The sequence below is a fragment of the Streptomyces sp. NPDC019890 genome (assembly GCF_044903445.1).
Lineage (GTDB): Bacteria > Actinomycetota > Actinomycetes > Streptomycetales > Streptomycetaceae > Streptomyces.
Genome location: NZ_JBJDQK010000001.1, coordinates 846,257 through 861,587, shown reverse-complemented (window position 1 = coordinate 861,587; position 15,331 = coordinate 846,257). Strand labels below are relative to the sequence as shown.

The 15,331-nt window shown below is 69.0% G+C and carries 16 protein-coding genes and 1 pseudogene; 11 read left to right on the top strand and 6 right to left on the bottom strand.

Translation table 11 applies throughout. The features are described 5' to 3' along the window. The first annotated feature begins 60 nt into the window (after positions 1-60). The 4 genes from ACI2LP_RS03810 (at position 61) to ACI2LP_RS03795 (ending at position 3,840) form a co-directional block, all read left to right on the top strand. The gene (locus tag ACI2LP_RS03810; protein WP_404722919.1) at positions 61-1,272 is read left to right on the top strand and encodes an ATP-grasp domain-containing protein; all 1,212 of its coding nucleotides are present in this window, start codon (positions 61-63) and stop codon (positions 1,270-1,272) included. A 100-nt stretch (positions 1,273-1,372) separates the two neighbouring features. After that, positions 1,373-2,248, top strand: coding sequence for a DUF317 domain-containing protein (locus ACI2LP_RS03805; RefSeq protein ID WP_404722918.1), 876 nt, complete (start codon positions 1,373-1,375; stop codon positions 2,246-2,248). Positions 2,249-2,281: 33 nt separating this feature from the next. Next, positions 2,282-2,776 (top strand): hypothetical protein, encoded by a 495-nt coding sequence (locus ACI2LP_RS03800; RefSeq protein WP_404722917.1) that lies wholly within the window; start codon positions 2,282-2,284, stop codon positions 2,774-2,776. 56 nt (positions 2,777-2,832) lie between these two features. Next, the gene (locus tag ACI2LP_RS03795; protein ID WP_404722916.1) at positions 2,833-3,840 is read left to right on the top strand and encodes a SpaA isopeptide-forming pilin-related protein; all 1,008 of its coding nucleotides are present in this window, start codon (positions 2,833-2,835) and stop codon (positions 3,838-3,840) included. A gap of 128 nt (positions 3,841-3,968) precedes the next feature. On the opposite strand, the gene ACI2LP_RS03790 is transcribed toward ACI2LP_RS03795, so the two are convergent. Together ACI2LP_RS03790 and ACI2LP_RS03785 are read right to left on the bottom strand one after the other, a co-directional pair. After that, positions 3,969-4,415 (bottom strand): DUF6233 domain-containing protein, encoded by a 447-nt coding sequence (locus ACI2LP_RS03790; protein WP_404722915.1) that lies wholly within the window; start codon positions 4,413-4,415, stop codon positions 3,969-3,971. 434 nt (positions 4,416-4,849) lie between these two features. Next, a pseudogene (locus ACI2LP_RS03785) lies at positions 4,850-5,763 on the bottom strand (IS982 family transposase). A 70-nt stretch (positions 5,764-5,833) separates the two neighbouring features. Between ACI2LP_RS03785 and ACI2LP_RS03780 the strand changes: the two are divergent. The 7 genes from ACI2LP_RS03780 (at position 5,834) to ACI2LP_RS03750 (ending at position 11,127) form a co-directional block, all read left to right on the top strand. Beyond that, positions 5,834-6,223: a hypothetical protein gene (locus tag ACI2LP_RS03780; protein ID WP_404722914.1), complete on the top strand. Its 390-nt coding sequence runs from the start codon at positions 5,834-5,836 to the stop codon at positions 6,221-6,223. Positions 6,224-6,436: 213 nt separating this feature from the next. Then, positions 6,437-7,177: a VOC family protein gene (locus ACI2LP_RS03775; protein ID WP_404722913.1), complete on the top strand. Its 741-nt coding sequence runs from the start codon at positions 6,437-6,439 to the stop codon at positions 7,175-7,177. A gap of 274 nt (positions 7,178-7,451) precedes the next feature. Then, positions 7,452-8,183, top strand: a complete 732-nt coding sequence (locus tag ACI2LP_RS03770; RefSeq protein WP_404722912.1) for a hypothetical protein — start codon at positions 7,452-7,454, stop codon at positions 8,181-8,183. A 159-nt stretch (positions 8,184-8,342) separates the two neighbouring features. After that, entirely contained in the window at positions 8,343-8,714 is a 372-nt protein-coding gene (locus ACI2LP_RS03765) for a DUF317 domain-containing protein (RefSeq protein WP_404722911.1), read from the top strand. 103 nt (positions 8,715-8,817) lie between these two features. Further along, a complete protein-coding gene (locus tag ACI2LP_RS03760; RefSeq protein ID WP_404723049.1) occupies positions 8,818-9,099 on the top strand; it encodes a hypothetical protein in 282 nt (93 codons plus the stop codon). A 78-nt stretch (positions 9,100-9,177) separates the two neighbouring features. Next, the gene (locus tag ACI2LP_RS03755; protein ID WP_404722910.1) at positions 9,178-9,864 is read left to right on the top strand and encodes a DUF317 domain-containing protein; all 687 of its coding nucleotides are present in this window, start codon (positions 9,178-9,180) and stop codon (positions 9,862-9,864) included. Between the two features lie 189 nt (positions 9,865-10,053). Continuing rightward, the gene (locus tag ACI2LP_RS03750; protein ID WP_404722909.1) at positions 10,054-11,127 is read left to right on the top strand and encodes a hypothetical protein; all 1,074 of its coding nucleotides are present in this window, start codon (positions 10,054-10,056) and stop codon (positions 11,125-11,127) included. Between the two features lie 132 nt (positions 11,128-11,259). Here the strand turns inward: ACI2LP_RS03750 and ACI2LP_RS03745 are convergent, their stop codons facing one another. The 4 genes from ACI2LP_RS03745 to ACI2LP_RS03730 form a co-directional block, all read right to left on the bottom strand. Then, positions 11,260-11,952 carry a hypothetical protein gene (locus ACI2LP_RS03745; RefSeq protein WP_404722908.1) on the bottom strand — a complete coding sequence of 231 codons (693 nt, stop codon included), beginning with the start codon at positions 11,950-11,952 and terminating at the stop codon, positions 11,260-11,262. A 94-nt stretch (positions 11,953-12,046) separates the two neighbouring features. Continuing rightward, positions 12,047-12,487, bottom strand: coding sequence for a hypothetical protein (locus ACI2LP_RS03740; RefSeq protein WP_404722907.1), 441 nt, complete (start codon positions 12,485-12,487; stop codon positions 12,047-12,049). Between the two features lie 83 nt (positions 12,488-12,570). After that, positions 12,571-14,295: a relaxase/mobilization nuclease domain-containing protein gene (locus ACI2LP_RS03735; RefSeq protein WP_404722906.1), complete on the bottom strand. Its 1,725-nt coding sequence runs from the start codon at positions 14,293-14,295 to the stop codon at positions 12,571-12,573. After that, a complete protein-coding gene (locus tag ACI2LP_RS03730) occupies positions 14,292-14,954 on the bottom strand; it encodes a plasmid mobilization protein (RefSeq protein ID WP_404722905.1) in 663 nt (220 codons plus the stop codon). The genes ACI2LP_RS03735 and ACI2LP_RS03730 overlap by 4 nt, the downstream gene beginning before the upstream one ends. Between the last annotated feature and the right edge of the window lie 377 nt (positions 14,955-15,331).

Below are 15,331 nucleotides of genomic sequence, written 5' to 3'. Positions count from 1 at the left end.
CCTGTTGGGAGTTCCTTGTTGTCCGATCGTCCCGTCGTCCTGGTCGTCGCCGCCGCTGATATGGAGGCCGAGGCATACCGCGGGTACTGCCTTGAGAGCGTTGCCGCCGCCTACGACGTTGTCCTCATCTCCGGCGCCGAGCCGACATGGGAGCGGCCGTTCCTCACCGACTACGAGGTGGCCGATCCTGCTGACCCGCACGCCCAGGCCGCCGCCGGCCGTGCTCTGGCCGAGCGGCACCGGCTGGCCGGGGTGGTGACGTGGACGGAGTGGTATCTCGTCCCGGTCGCCCGCCTCGCCCGCCAGCTCGGCCTGCCCACTGCCGCACCGGAGGTGATGCAGGGTTGCCGCAACAAGGCCACCGCCAGAGCGTTGTTCGCGCGCCACGGTGTCCCGTCCGCCGCCTCCCAGGGTGTGCGCACGGCCGCAGAGGCGGCCAACGCGGCGGATCGGATCGGCTACCCGGTCGTCCTCAAGCCAGCCGCTCACGCGGCCAGCGTCGGCGTCATCCGCGTCGATGGTCCGGCCGAGCTTGCCGACGCGTACACGTTCGCCGTGCAGGCCGCCGACCATGGCGTCGAGAGCACCCAGGTATTGGTCGAGGAGTACCTCGACGGCCCGGAGGTCTCCGTCGAGTGCGTCACCTATCAAGGCGAGACCACCGCGGTCGCCATCACGCGCAAGACCGTCGGCATGGAGCCGTACTTCGAGGAGCTGGCCCACTCCGTCGATGCGGGCGACCCGCTGCTCGCAACGGTGGCCCCCGTCGCCGCGGCGGCGATCCGGGCGCTCGGCATCCGCGATGGCGTGAGCCACGTCGAGATGAGACTGGTCGACGGCCGCCCGCGTCTGATCGAGGTCAACGCACGGATCGCCGGAGACATGATCGGCCACCTCGTCCACCTCGCGACCGGCATCGACCTGCCGCGCACTGCAACCGACATCGCCTGTGGCCGCGCTCCCGACCTCACCCCCACCCGCCATCAGGCGGCGGCGATCCGGCTGATCTACCCCGCCACCTCCAGCACGCTCACCGCCCGCCGCCTCGACGAACCCTTCGCCGCCAACACGCCGTGGCTGGAGCGTGTTCACTTCCTGCGCCATCCCGGCGACCAGCTCGTGCTGCCCCCGGCCGGCGACATGTTCACCTCGCGCATCGGGTTCCTGATCGTCACCGCCCCGACGGCCGAACTCGCCCAGGAACGGTCCGAGGAGGCGTACAGGCAGCTGACCGTCGAGGTCGCACCCGCGGCCCCCGAATCCGCCGCGTGATCCGGGCGACACCGGATTCCCCGAGTCGATACCCCCCGGCCCGTAGCGAGCCGCTGAGTCCGTACCAGTGCCCGTGCCCGATTCTCCACCGGATGTGCCCATGCCCGACCCCGACCCGATCGACGGGGACGTCTACGTCTCCCCGCGCTACCTCGCCGGCAGTACGTTCACCGGCGACCCAGCCCTCGCACCGCTGCTCGCCCTGGGCTGGGACCTGCACCACGACGAGGACGGCAACGCCTATCTCACCGCCCCCGACCGCAAGGTCCGCCTCGGATTCCTGCCCGAGGGAGACGACGACGGGCTCTGGCGGATCAACGCCTATCAGGACCGCTTCGGCCCGCCCGCCTGGGGCGTCAGCTTCAACGACTCCTGCCCCACCGAGTTCGTCACGGCCTTCACCACGGCCCTGGCCCAGGCGTACCAGGACGGCCCCGACCACTACCTCGCCCCGCCCGACCCCAAGGACCCCGAACTCGCCGCCTTCGGCGCCGTAGTTCCACTGATCAACCGCGGCTGGAAGATCCAGCACCCGCGGTGGGGCGTCCTGGAACTGCAGACCCCGGACGGGATGGCCGGGCTGGAATGCACCACCGGCCGCCTCGACCCGGAAAGGGAACTCACCACGCTTCAGGCCCGCTGGTACATGTGGGGCGGCCCGAAGAATGGGCACGCCCGGTGGTACGCCACCGCCTCCACGAACACCCCGATCCCGTTGGTGAAGGCCATCACCCTGAGCGTGTCCGACCCCGCGCCGCTGCCGCGTTGGAAGGACGACATGATGCGCGGCCTACGCGAATACGCCCGGCTCACTCCCATCACGCCCCCGCCGCCACGGGTGCCGACGCCACTCGACGTCCAGCGCACCGCCCCCCGACGGCCGCCCGCGCTGACCACGCGCAGCGTCCCGCGCTGGAGCACCACAACGACCCCGTCGGCAGCCCTCCCCGCCGGGCGCTCCGGCCCACGCCGCTGACCTGCCAGTCCCATTCCAATCGAGAAGGGCCAAGTGTCCCTGCACGTACAGCAGTTCTTCGATGACGTCCTCGCGCTGCCCTTCGACGAGCACGCCGTCGTCGGCAACGCCTACTACGCCACCCCGCAGCCCGACTCGACGCTGCGGCTACGGATCGACTTCGCCCCCACCATCCGCCACGGCGAGTACGACGGGCTGCGCCTGAGCGTCATCCACCCCGACCAGGGCGTCGTCGACACCGCGATCCTCCCCTTCGCCGAACACGGCACCTTCGCCCGACGAGACGCCGCCCGTGACCTCGTGGCCGGCAGAGACGGATACGCCGTCTTCCGCGACTGGCACGCACACACCGGCGAACCGCCGTGGAAAGGCGCGGACGGCGCCGGACTACGAACGGCAATCCAGCACTACGCCCGCGTGTGGTCCCCCGGAACCCGGGCCGAATCCGGTTCCGCCCGTCCCCAGGCGCGGACAGCACAGCAGGCGCCCACCACGCCCGTCACGGGCACGCCCTCCCGCTCCCGCTGACCGCCCGCCCTTGTACCCCTAGGCATTTCCGCCCAACAAACCAGGAGAGACCCTTCTTGCGCACCCGTTCCGCCCGCCGCATGCCCGCCGCCGTTGCTGTTGCCGCCGCGATAACCGGCACCCTGTCCTGGGCCCCGGCCGCCTCCGCCCAGAGCCCCGAGCCCGCTCCGTCCAACTCCACCGCCCCCGCACCGCACAATGCGGCGGAGACCGGTGGCGTCGCCATCGTGAAGAAGGACCCCGGAGGCGACGTCCTCGCCGGGGCCACCTTCACGCTGTTCGACTCCACGGGCAAGGAGGCCGGCAGCGGCAAGACCAACGCCCAGGGGCAGCTCGCCTTCAAGGACCTGACGCCGGGTGTCTACCGCCTCAAGGAGATCTCCAGCGGCAGCAAGCTGCACGACACGGTCGACGACCAGGACGTGATCGTCACCCCCGGCGCCGACACCCCGCTGACGATCGTTGACCCGTTCAAGCCCGCCTCGGTCCTGCTGAAGGCCAAGGACGACAAGACCGGCAAGCTGCTGGCCGGATCCACGGTCGACATCGGCAGCGGCGACAAGACCATCCTGACCCTGACCACCGGATCCGACGGCACGGCCAGCGGCAAGCTGCCCATCAACTCCCGTACCGGCAGCAACTTCTGGGCCAAGCAGGTCAAGGCACCCGACGGATACGAAATCTTCAAGCCCTCGAAGGCATTCAGGGCCAAGCCGGGCGACCCCGTCACCGTGACCGTCACCAACGCCAAGAGCTCCACCACCCCGTCGCCCACGGAGAAGCCGACCGACAAGCCGACCGACCGGCCCACCTCGGACAAGCCCGGCAAGGACGAGGACACCTCGACGCCGTCCGCCTCGGCCTCAGACACCCCGGCCACCGACGAGGCCACATCGAGCACCGCGGCCCCCGCACCCGAGGGCGCGCTCGCGCACACCGGCGCAGACGCCACCCCGTGGCTGATTGGTGGCGCAGGGGTGCTTCTTGCCGCCGGCGGAGGCGCTCTCATCGTGGCCCGCCGGCGCCGTATGGACGACTCCGACGACGGCTCCACTGCGAGCTAGCCTCACCAACCCCACCGCACCCGGCCCCCGGAATCCTCGCGATTCCGGGGGCTTTGGCGTGCCCCGGCGCCGTGCAGCCGCTCGCCGCTGCGGAGACGAATCGCGCGGGCCTGGGCCGTCCGCGGCGGTTATCCATAGCCCTGGCCCAACTCCATTGCAGGGAGCAGGATTTCAGCGGCAGCGCAGTCATAACAGGCTTTCGCGCCTGGGTGCATCAGCGCGTCCAGCGCTTCCAGGGAGCCCATCTCTCGGCCTCCGCCTGCCGCCTGCCGGCATGTGGCGTCGTGGACGAGCGTGCCGCCGCGGCGCTGTGGGTCGGGGCGGACGACCCAACCGGAAGGCTTCGGCAGGAGCGGAGGCTCCACCCGTCGATGCGTTGGCACCGTCGAAAGGTCCACTCCGTCGATCGGACGGAGCTGCTGATCGGTGACCCAGACCGAATACTCGGCTGGCTCCACCCCGCCTTCGGTCGCCACCCAAGCAGGGATGCCGATACGGAATCGCCACGGAAACTGCCCCGTGGTCTGCAGCCTCTCGTACAAGCGCACCTCGACGGTCTGCGCGTCAGGCAGCAACAGAGATATGCGAGGGTGCGGTTCTGCCGGAGATCCACTCATGGGACGCCTCCGCTTACGCCGCTCTGGGCTCCAGCGCGCGAGCCTGCCGCCGCAGCTCAGCGCGGTCCGCCGTCGAGCCGCTCGGAGATGTCCAGTACGGGTGCCAAACAATCCGAACGGAGAGTCGCAGAAGGCGTCGACGCAGAGCTGTCGCCCGCCGAGTCCCAGGTGAGGCCGCTAGTGCCTCGTACGTACGGTTCCAGTCGACCTGCGCATGCAGGAGATCGTCGGGATAGATGGGTGCCTCCATAGCGCCGATTCAATCATGTGTTCGAATTCTGACGCATGTGGCACTCCTGGCGACGTGGTCTGACTGTGACTTAGCACTTCATCTGGCGAGTGAGCAGTTCACCTGGCGGGGCTGAGCGCCCTAGATGATCTAGTCCAAGGGGTCAGTGATCGTAGGCGATCAGTGAGCGTAGGACGGTTTGTCCGGTGGCGTCGTTGTGCCAGATCGCGGCGGTCAGCGCGAGGATGCGTTGCATAACGCGGGCTATGACACCTCCGGGTGTGCGCCCTCGGTGCCGTTCGAGGTCAAGCTGTCCCTTGAAGGTCTCGTTGATCGATTCGATGACCTGTCGCAGCGGCTTGAACAGGGCTGCGCCAGGCCGTTCCCGTTCACCTTTACGGGCAGGCCGCAGCAACTGGACTCCGTGCTCTGACAGTTCGCGTTCGAAACCACGGCCGAAGTAGTTCTTGTCGCCGATGAGAGTCTGTCGGGGGCGCTCTCGCAGAAGCTCGCATTCGGCTGCCAGGAGGTCAAGGAGGGTCTCGCGTTCGTCGGCCTTGGCCCCGGTCAGGGCGAAGGCGATGGGCAGGCCCTGAAGGGTGCAGACCAGGTGCAGGCGCAGGCCCAGAAGAAGCGGCTGTGGCTGGCGCAGTAGCCGTATTCGGCCCAACCTGCCAGGTCGGAGCGTTTGACGGTCTCGCGGGAGCGGCCGCATTCCACCGGGGTGGAGTCCACAACCCATACGTCGTCGCTCCACACCGAGGTGGTGGTGGCCAGGATCCGGTTGACGCTTCGCATCAGACCGGCGGCCTTGCGCAGCCGCTTGTTGTAGCCGGGCTGCTGGGGCAGGTAGGGGAAGAGGTGGCGCAGGTGGGCACGGGCATGGCGGAGCCATTTGGCCTCGGAGGTGTAGCCGAGTATGGCCTGCATCGTGGCGAGGGTGACCAGTTCGGCATCGCTCAGGCGGGGCGTAATGCCGACCGGCGGGCGCCACGGCGCCAGGTCGGGATGCTCCTTCAGCATGTCGTCGGTCGCCGCATAGAGTGCTGTCGCGAGGGTGTCCACGTCGTTCGTCACAAAACGATCTTGGACACCCTCGTTCTCGTCTCCGCAGGCACCCCTTGGACCACACCACCAGGAGGAACCAGTGTCATACCCGCAACTGCTCACCCACGAGGAGAAGCTCGCCGACGCGAAGAAGCTGTTGAGCCTCCCGCGTATCGTCGTGATCTGCGGCTCCACCCGCTTCATGACCGAGATGAACGAGGCCGATCTGCGGGAGACTAAAGCCGGAAAGATTGTCGTCAAACCGGGCTGTGACATGAAGTCGCCGCACGAACTTTGGTCCGATCCTGTCGAGGCCGAGGCGCTGAAGGTTCGACTCGACGATCTGCACCGGGCGAAGATCCGGCTCGCTGATGAGGTGCTCGTAGTCGGCGACTACATCGGAGACAGCACCCGAGCCGAAATCGCCTACGCCCGGTCGCTGGGCAAGCCCGTGCGGTTCACGCACCCCGAAGTCGACCCTGACGCCTGACCGCCCGCTGCCACCTCGACAACCAGGGCCGGCAGCCCGCCGCCTGACCGTCTCGCGGTGGCTTCGGCCGCCGCCCACCCCACACCCTCCGCAGGCATCACTTGGAATTGATCATCTAGTTGGCGAGCTGAGCATTGCGGCTGGTGAGCGAGTTGATCTTTGTTTGGCGATGGTGCGGATGTCGTTGCAGAGCGGGTGCATAGGATCGCCGGCATGGCACTGCGACCTGTTCAGGTGAACATAAAGGCTCTTGATGACTCGGCGGTCGGCCGGTTCTGGGCGGAGGCGCTCGGCTGGAGCGCTTACAGCCCCGGCGTGACCACCTACGTCGGACCCGCCGGCGGCCCCGTCTGGCCGGACCCGGTCGCCGTCTGCATCGACGTCGTTCCCGTCCCGGAACCCAAGGCAGCAGCAAAGAACCGTTTGCACCTCGATCTCGCCACCACCTCTGTGGCGCATCAGGCGGAGTTGGTCGCGCGCCTGAAGGCTCTCGGTGCGACGCCCGCCCACGTGGGCCAGGGCGAAGTGCCGTGGACGGTCCTCGCCGACCCGGAGGGCAACGAGTTCTGCGTGCTGGAGCCCCGGGAGATCTACCGGGACACCGGACCGATCGCCGCGGTGCTTGTCGACTGCGCGGATCCGCGGGCCATGGCCCGGTTCTGGGGCGAGGCGATGGACTGGACCCTGCACGAAGTGACCGACGAACATGCGGTGTTGCGCTCAGCAAAGGGTGTCGGCCCGTATCTCGAGTTCCTCCGCACGTCCGAGGTGAAGACCGTGCCGGACCGCATCCATCTCGACCTGCTGCCGTACCCCGGTGACGACAAAGAGGCGGAGGTGACCCGGCTGCGGGCCCTCGGCGCCACCGACCTCGACCTCGGCCAGGGCGACGTCCCGTGGACGTGCCTGTCCGACCCGGAGGGCCATGAGTTCTGCGTCCTCGCCCCGTCCTGACGCGGAGCCTTAACGACACCCGACACGTGAGCCTTGTGTGCTCATGCGCCATGGCCCCGGGTGGGTTGGGCTGTGGAGTCTCGGTCGATTCCGGCGGCGAGAGCTTGCGTGTCGGGGGCGAGATCAGCTCGCTCGCCGACCGCAACACTCAACTCGCTCCCAACTGAAGCCCGGCTACCCAGCAACGCCGACGAGGCGGCGGCCGTGTGGGGGCTTCCCTCTCCGCCGGCGGGACGCCCCGTCGCTGCAGTACGCGCCTCGTTAGGCTGCCGCAGTGATCGAGCCTTCCTCGTTGCCCGCAGACCCCACCGAGCTGCACCTGCGCATTTCCTATGTCGACGAACTCTGCGACACCCCGCAGGCCGACACGCTGGAGCGGTGGGATGTGGCCATCCTCCACCGCCGGCGTACGCATCACGGCGGCAACGGCCCGGCGGAGACCAGCGGCTGCGTCAACGCAGTCTGCCCCTCGTGCACCGTGGAGGACATCGCCGTCGGGTCGATGACCTTCTATCGGGTGCATCTCGACCGCGGCCGGAACGCCTACTGGGCCATGGAAGAGGAATCCGAGGAGCTGTACGAGACCGCCCAGGTCCTCCTCGATCAGGGGACGGGCTCGTTTACCAGCGAGGTCGGCGAGCTGCTGGAGTACGTCGGCTCTGCCCTGCTCGTCATGGACCGGGTGACCCTGGATCAGCAGTGGCGAGGGCATGGCCTGGCCGCCGTACTCGCCATCGAGGCGATCCACAGGCTCATGGCCGGCTGCCGGGCCATTGCGTGCTCACCCGGCGTCACGGACCTGGGCAGCCAGTGCCTGAAGGACCGATCCGAGTGGGACCGCGTGAACGCCAAGATCGCCCAAGGGTGTGAGCGCCTTGGGTTCCGCCTCTACCGCGACAACATCTATCTCCTCTCGCCAAGCTCGCAGGACCTGGAGGAGCAGCGCGGCGTGCTCCGGGGTCGGCTCGTGGAACTCGGTGCGTCCTGGAGAGCCGCGACGTCCTGACCGACGCCGTGAGTGACGGCAGCCTCAACGCGCAGTGGCCCGTCTGATCCAGTTCGCCTGCGGCAGACAGGAAAGATCCCGAAAGGACTGGTGGACGCCGCAGCGGCATGTCAACCTAAACGACCTTCCCGGAAAACCCCAGGTCAGAGAGGTGATGCTGTGGCATTGGATGCGGCGCAACCCGGATTCTCCACCACGGTCGCGGCCCTGCGGCTCCGCTCCTGGAAGCTCGGCGCCGGCCAGCCGATGCAGGTCATCGACCAGTTCACGGAGGCCGAGTTCACCCACATCGTCGACGACCGGGCCGACGTCCACATCAGCTCGCGCGACGGCCGGTTCTACCTCGGATACTTCCCGAACGGCCGGCCCGGCGGTGCTGACGAAGACTGGGTGACGGGCGAGGGCTGGGTGATCGCTGTCACCGGTACCGAGCATGTCCCCGGCTACCGGATGTCCTTCGGCACGGAGACGCCAGCGGAGATCATCGCTGCTGTCGTGACCCGGATCCTGGCCACCTCCCGGCCCCTGTGACCTGCACGTCCCATCCATTCGTACACAACGCCTACCCTGCCCCTGCTCTTGCGGCCCCGCCCGCTACTGCTTGGAGAACGCCTTGGCCCTGCACCCGCACGAGATGACCGTCGGGGAAATCCTCGACCTGCTGTCCGCATGCGACCGTGACGCGCCCGTCCGCCTGGCCATCAACCCCTTCTTCCCCATGGCCCACCGTCTGGGTGGTGTGGAGAAGGCGGTGGACGAGCACGGCCGACCGGTGGTCTACATCGCCGAGTCCAAGGAGGCCGAGCAGTTCGGCCCCCTGCCGCCCGCCGTGGCGGTCGCTCTGACCTGGCAGGCGCCAGCCGAGGCACCCCCGCGCCGCCGACGTGGCGCGACCGGGCCGAACGCCGGCCAGTGATCCATCCCCGAACCCACGGAGGCGCCCCTGCACCCGCACTACCCCATCGATCCTTCCCACCCCGACTCGCCGGACCCGGTGTACTGGGTCACCCCGCGCCACCTAGCCGGTGACGACGACGCCCTCGCCGAGCGGATCGGCGACACCCTCACCGGGCTCGGCTGGCGCATGTGGCCGACCTCCCGCAACAGCCTGCTCTATGTGAGCCCGGACGAGCTGCGTGCCGCCGAATGGATCCTCGCCGCCTACCCGTTCGAGCTGGGCGGGCTGCCGGTGGCCTGGCAGCTCTCGGCGCGCCCCCACGCCGCCTCGGCCATGACTGAGTGGAACGCCTACTTCACCGCAGGCGTTCCGCACGAGGCGCTCGCCGACCTCCTGCTCGCGCTCGACGCCCGCGAGGCACCCGACACCGGATTCGAGAGCGCCGAGTCGGTGCTCACCGCGCTCACCTCGCGGGGCTGGCTCCGCGACATGGACCGTCCGCGCACGACCGCCACGGACCCCGGCTTCTCCGCCAGCGTCTCCCTGGAGATGCTGCCGCCGCTCATCCACGACGCCGATCCCCGGGATGACCTTCTGGGGTGGCAGGCGTGGGCGGAACCCGTCCTGGGGGCGCCGTATCTGTGGTGTGCCAGCTTCAGCGCGAGCGTCCCGCACGATCTGGTCGCAGCATTCGCCTCCTCGCTCGCCGCCCCCGGCCCGGTACCGCGCCGCACGCTGCCCGAGGTTGCGGAGGACCGCCTCACGGTCGTTCGCCGGAGTTGACGACGGCGGGTGAGCCGCTCATAGCCACTGACCGAGCCACGGGGGCGATGGCGTGAAGCCGCCCCTGTAGGGCCCGGTGGTTCCACACCTCCAAGGGTGTGGAACCACCGGGCCTTCGTCGTATCCGCGGTGGCAGTCACCGCGACGACACCCTGGAACCAAGATCCAGACCGCCCCTAGGATCACCCCGTGACAGGCAAAGTAATAGGCAAAGGACCATTGCGCGGGTATCTGCTGGAGGAAGTGCTGGCCTGGTTGCTGAGGTCCAGTGGCTTCGAAGTCCTCACGCACCGGGACGACCAGGACAAAGAGCCATGGAAGGTGCTGAAGGAAGACAAGAACGGTTTGCTGGTCCGCGGGCGCGGGGCATGGCACCAGGTCGACGCCCTCGGACAGTTCCGATATGTCCCGCCGTTCTCGTTGCCTGTCCGCCTGTTCGTTGAGGCAAAGTACCTGACTTCGACGCCAGTTGGTTTGCCCACAGTGCGCAACGGCCACGGCGTGATCCATGACGTGAACGAGGGTGAGACCACAACGCTCACCGCCTTGGGGCCTCGCCGGCCGAGGACTCGATACCGCTACAACTACGCGATCTTCTCTACGTCCGGGTTCAGCAAGGAAGCACAGGACTACGCGCTGGCCCACCAGATATCCCTGATCGACCTCTCTACCCCGGACTTCGCGAAACTGCGGGATCTGGTCAAGACCACAGCCGACACCATTCACGCAGCGCTCGAAGCCACGCCTGCAGCCCAGCGGCCGAAGATGCACAAGATACGGGAGTACCTCCGCGGCCCTCTGCTGGACATGTACGGCGACGACGTGCACCTGCCGGATACGTTCCGCGAGCCGCTCGATGACCTGGCACAGGCACTGCACAGCCGATCGAAACTCGGACTCGTCCTTGCCTTTCCTGCAGCGCCGTTCGTGCTGGGTCTGGCCTCGGAAAATCTGTACGGCTTCGTGAACTACGCGAGGGAGCACCCCACGCACGCAGTGCGCCTCCGTCGAATCAATCAGGCAGCCTCACACCCCGTCTGGGAACTCCGCTCGGCGGAACACCCGGACGAGTACGCGTTGAGGTTCGGTCTGCCGGAGCGCGTGGAAGCGTGGATCGTCGAACAGGACGAAGGAATGCCCTCGCGAACCCGGTATGTCAAAAGAAGCATGCTGTCGACCATGACCCTGTACTGGATGGACGGGGATCACGCGCAGACATTCCAGCTCCGGTACGAGCCAGGCGAACTCCGCCAGACTGGCTGATCCTCACGAGGCGATATCGCCAGAGAACGCGTACACCGAGGAATAGCCGTTGGTGGCTCATGCGCGGAAACGCCGGCGTCCCGGTCTGTCGAGTGGACAGGCCGGGACACCAGGGCGGGACGGTGGAGCGGGTCAGTGTGCCGCACAGGCCTTGGCGAGCGCTTCTTCCAGGTGGGCGTCCACGAGGCCCGGCGAGCCGGAGACGACCACCAGGACGTTGCCGGTGCGGATCGCCGTCTGCTTGACGACGCTGCGCCGCCCGCCGGCGGAGTAGGTGAGCAGCTGGCTCCACTGCTCGTCGCCCAGATTCGGCGCGGTAGTCCTCCGGGTGCCCATGTCGATGACGGTGCTGCCCGACGCCACCTGGTAGGAGGGGCAGGAGACCATCGCGTCGAAGACCTTCCCGATGCCCTTGGACAGCTTCGCGGCGCTGTCGCTGTACAGCTCCTCGCTCACCTCGGAGCTGCTGCTGCCGGCGTACGTGAAGGACGCCCTCGCCTTGCGGGGGAAGCTGAGGCTGCTGCCGGTGGCCGTGTCGCCGAGCTTCTCCAGCGCCGGGCAGCCGATCACGGTGACGTCGTCGTGCCGGACCGCAGGCCGGGGCTTGCGGGTGTAGCCCTCGCCCAGGTCGCTCTCGTTCAGGAGCCGCTTGCTCAGCTCGGCCGAGGACAGCGGCGCGGATGCCTTCGCGGCGTTGCCGCCCCGGTGCGCGGGTGCGGAGGACGCGGCCGGGGCGTCGGCGGGCTCGGTGCTGCTGGAGCAACCCGCCAGGGCAAGGACGGTGAGGGCGCTCAAGCCGAGGGCGGTCGTGTTGGAAAGGCGCATGCGGAAACCCCTAGGTGATGCGAGACGGACGGTCTGACCGGTCGGCCCTCCGAGTGCCGACGAACGCAAGGGTGGGGAAAGGGGTTTCGCGGGTTCAGTGGCCGAGGTGGCGCAGGCCATCTTCGAGGGTGGGGTGGAAGTGGTCGACCGGACCGGAGTTGCGGTTGTACCAGGCGGTGTCCAGGCGCGGCTCCTTCCTCTCGTGGCCGGCCGTGCAGCGCAGCCACACCGAGTCGTCGCGCATGTTGAAGACGACCCAGTTCCGGTACGCGCCGCAGTGGCACTGGTGAACCTCGCCGTCGATGACGAGCGGCTGGTCCCAAGGCATCATGAACCCGGAGACGTCCTGGCGGGACGGCGCTCGGAAGTCCGGCGGGAGGAAGTCGGGCACCGGGGCCTCCAGCGCGGCCGGGGGAGCCGCGGCTGCCGGGCCAGGTGCGGCGGGCAGCGGCAGCTCGGTGTGCTTCGCCAGCATCGCCTGGCCGGCGCGCTGGGCTTCACGGAACTCTCGGTCCGCACGAGTGCGTCGGAACATGCCGCCTCCGTCTCTGTCGTCGGGCCGTGCACGAGGAGAGTGCCGTAAGTCTCTGACCTGCTGCAACTCTAAAATTGTTGAACTCAGCGGGACTTGCCGAGACTGTCGTTGCCCTTCGTCGAGCGCTGCGCGGTACCGCGGGTGGCTGTGGGCGCGGAGGTGGTGTGCTCGGGCATGGCGGATGCGTCGGCGGGCAGATCTGCCATCCGCCGCAGCCGCCACACAAGCACGTCGCTGATCGAGCCGGCGGTGTCCAACTCCCGTCGCTCGGCGGCCTTGGCCAGGAGCGCGGCCGGGTCGTGACCGGCGCTCTCGGCATCGGCGAGCGTGGCGGCCAGGGAGTACCAGCCGGGCTCGGCCAGGACCTGCTCGGCCAGCTCCGGCACCGCCTGACGCAGGTAGACGATCTGCTCGTGCCGCAAGGGCTGGGACAGGCGCCGGCCACGCTGGTACAGGGCGCCCAGCGGCGTGGGCGCGGCTGCCTGGTAGGCGGCGCGCAGGTGTTCGGCGGCTTGGCGGGCAGCAGCTGCCTGCTGGGCGTGCTGCTTCTTTCCGTGCCAGTGGGCGGCGGCGGTGACGAGGAAGAACGCCATGTCGATCAGCATCGCCGTGGTGGCGCCGTCCTCCCCGCGGCCGAGTGCCGGCCCGCCGTAGACCAGGTCGCGGGCGGCCTGCCGCAGGGCACGGTCGTGGCCCCGCTCGGCCCGGATGTGGGAGCGGCAGGCCCGCTCGAACGCCCAGGCGGCTTCACGGAGTTCACGGCGTGTGTGCGCGGCCGAGGTCTTGGCGAGCGCGTCGAGGACCTCGCCGGCCGCTGCGAGGTGCGCAGCGATCTGCCCGTCGTCGCCCTGGTCGAGGACCAGCACGGCTTGCCAGACCGCCGTCGTCGCCCGGCGCCGTGCGGTCGACGGGCTGATACGCGCCGAGTCGGCGGAGCGGTCCGTGGGAGCGTCGCTACTGTGGCCGTTCTCGGCGCCGGACCACCGCTCGCGGATGCGGGGCAGAGAGAGGTCGGGCGCGAGGGTGGAGCCCGAATAGAAGATCGGCTCCTGGTCCTCGTTGCGGTCGTCGGCCAGCGCGACCTTGTAGCCGAGCAAGTCGCCGGAGGGCGCAACGCGCTGGCGGATCAAGAGGCCGGCGGCGGCCAGGCGATCGAAGAACTCCTGCTCGCTGGTGGCGCCGGCCGCCGCTCGACGCACGGTTTCACACAGCTCCTCGCGCGGGGTGCGCTCCTTGCCCTGGCGCTGGGCCTTGTGGCGTTCGGCGCTCGTGGGACGCTTGGCGGCGGTGCCGTCACCGGCGTTGAGCCTGCGCAGCCCGTACTCAACTTCGATCTTCCGTGCTTCCGCCTGCGAGCGGGCGCCATCCTGGCGGATGCGGGCCTGGCGGCCGTCCTCGCGTACGACGGTGGCGATGATGTGGATGTGGTCGTCGGCGTGCCGTACGGCGGCCCAACGGCAGGCGGCATCGTCGCCTGCCGGGGCGATGCCGGTGGCGGCGACCATGCGGCGGGCGATGTCCGCCCACTGCTCGTCGGTGAGGATCGGGTCCTCGGGAGCAGCGCGCACGGAGAGGTGCCACACGTGCTCGGCGGGCCTGCGGCTTTTGGGCAACGCCATGACGGGCTGATCGAGCAGGCGCTGCAGGTCGCCGTACGTCGCCTTGGGGTCGCGGCCAGGGTCGGGGGCCAGGCCATCCCATGCGGCGACGAGGTGGGGGTCGATGTGCTCCTCGTGCGTGCCGGGCCCGTACAGGTAATACAGCAGGCCGATGGTCCGTGTGCCCATGTCGTGGACTCGGGGGATCATGCAGCCGGGGCCTCGCTGTCCAGGTAGTGCTGGGTGAAGGTGTCCACACGCTTGGCGGCGCGGTGTACGGCGGTGAGGACTGCCTCGGCCTGCGGGGCATCGGCGCCCGAATTCAGGGTCTTGGCCACCTGGTTGAGGTTGTTGCCTACCTGGCCGAGGTGGCGTCGCAGGGCGAACAACTCGTTCAGCATTTCGCGTTCGCCAGCGATTTCGGCGGCCGTGCGGTCGAGGTCACGGGCGGCTTTGAGGGCAGCGTGGGCGAGGAAACTGGCGACGCTCAGCTGGCAAGCAGCAGCGGCTCGGACGAGGAGTTGGTACTCGTCGTCGTTCATGCGGCAGCTGGGCTGGTGCATGCGCTTCTTCTCGTCGCGCAGGCGCTCGCGCTGCTGGACGCGGGGCTTCGGCGGCTCGGCGTGGGCGCAGTCGGCACTGTGACAGGAGTGCTTCTCCTCCCCTTCAGGATGCGAGCCGCCCTCGGTCGCATCCTGAAGGATCGGCGCCCCCCAGTGTCGATCCGCTCCCGCCACCCCCGGGGCGGGAGACGCAAGAGCATTGCTCCCACCGGGAGCAATGCTCTTGCACCAACTTGCTCGTGGTGAGGCCGAGTTGGTGTCCTCCTCGCCCGGCTCGGTGGTGTGGTGTGTGGTCCGGTTCGTCATCGGGTGCGGGTCCTCGTGGTGCGGGTGCGGTGCTGGATTTCGGCGGCGAGATCCACCATCGCGGCGGGTCCGGCGAGCACCAGGACGGGTGCTTGGGGCCCGTGTTGGACGAGCCACTGGCCGTTCGTCACCGGGAGGGCGGCGTGCAGGAGCCGGTAGCGGACCAGGACCTCTGCCCAGGCGTCGGCCTCGGCGACGGTCGCTGCGGTGGTGCGCGAGTGTCGGGGATGGATGGCGTTGCCTCCGTTGGGAGGGCGGTGGGGCGGGGCCGGGCGGGGCCCCCCCGCCCGGGGGGGGGGGTTTGGGGGGGGGGGGCCCCCCCAAGACGGGGGTAGGCCCCCAGGGGGGCGCCGGCCAAAAGGCCGGGGGGGGGCCCG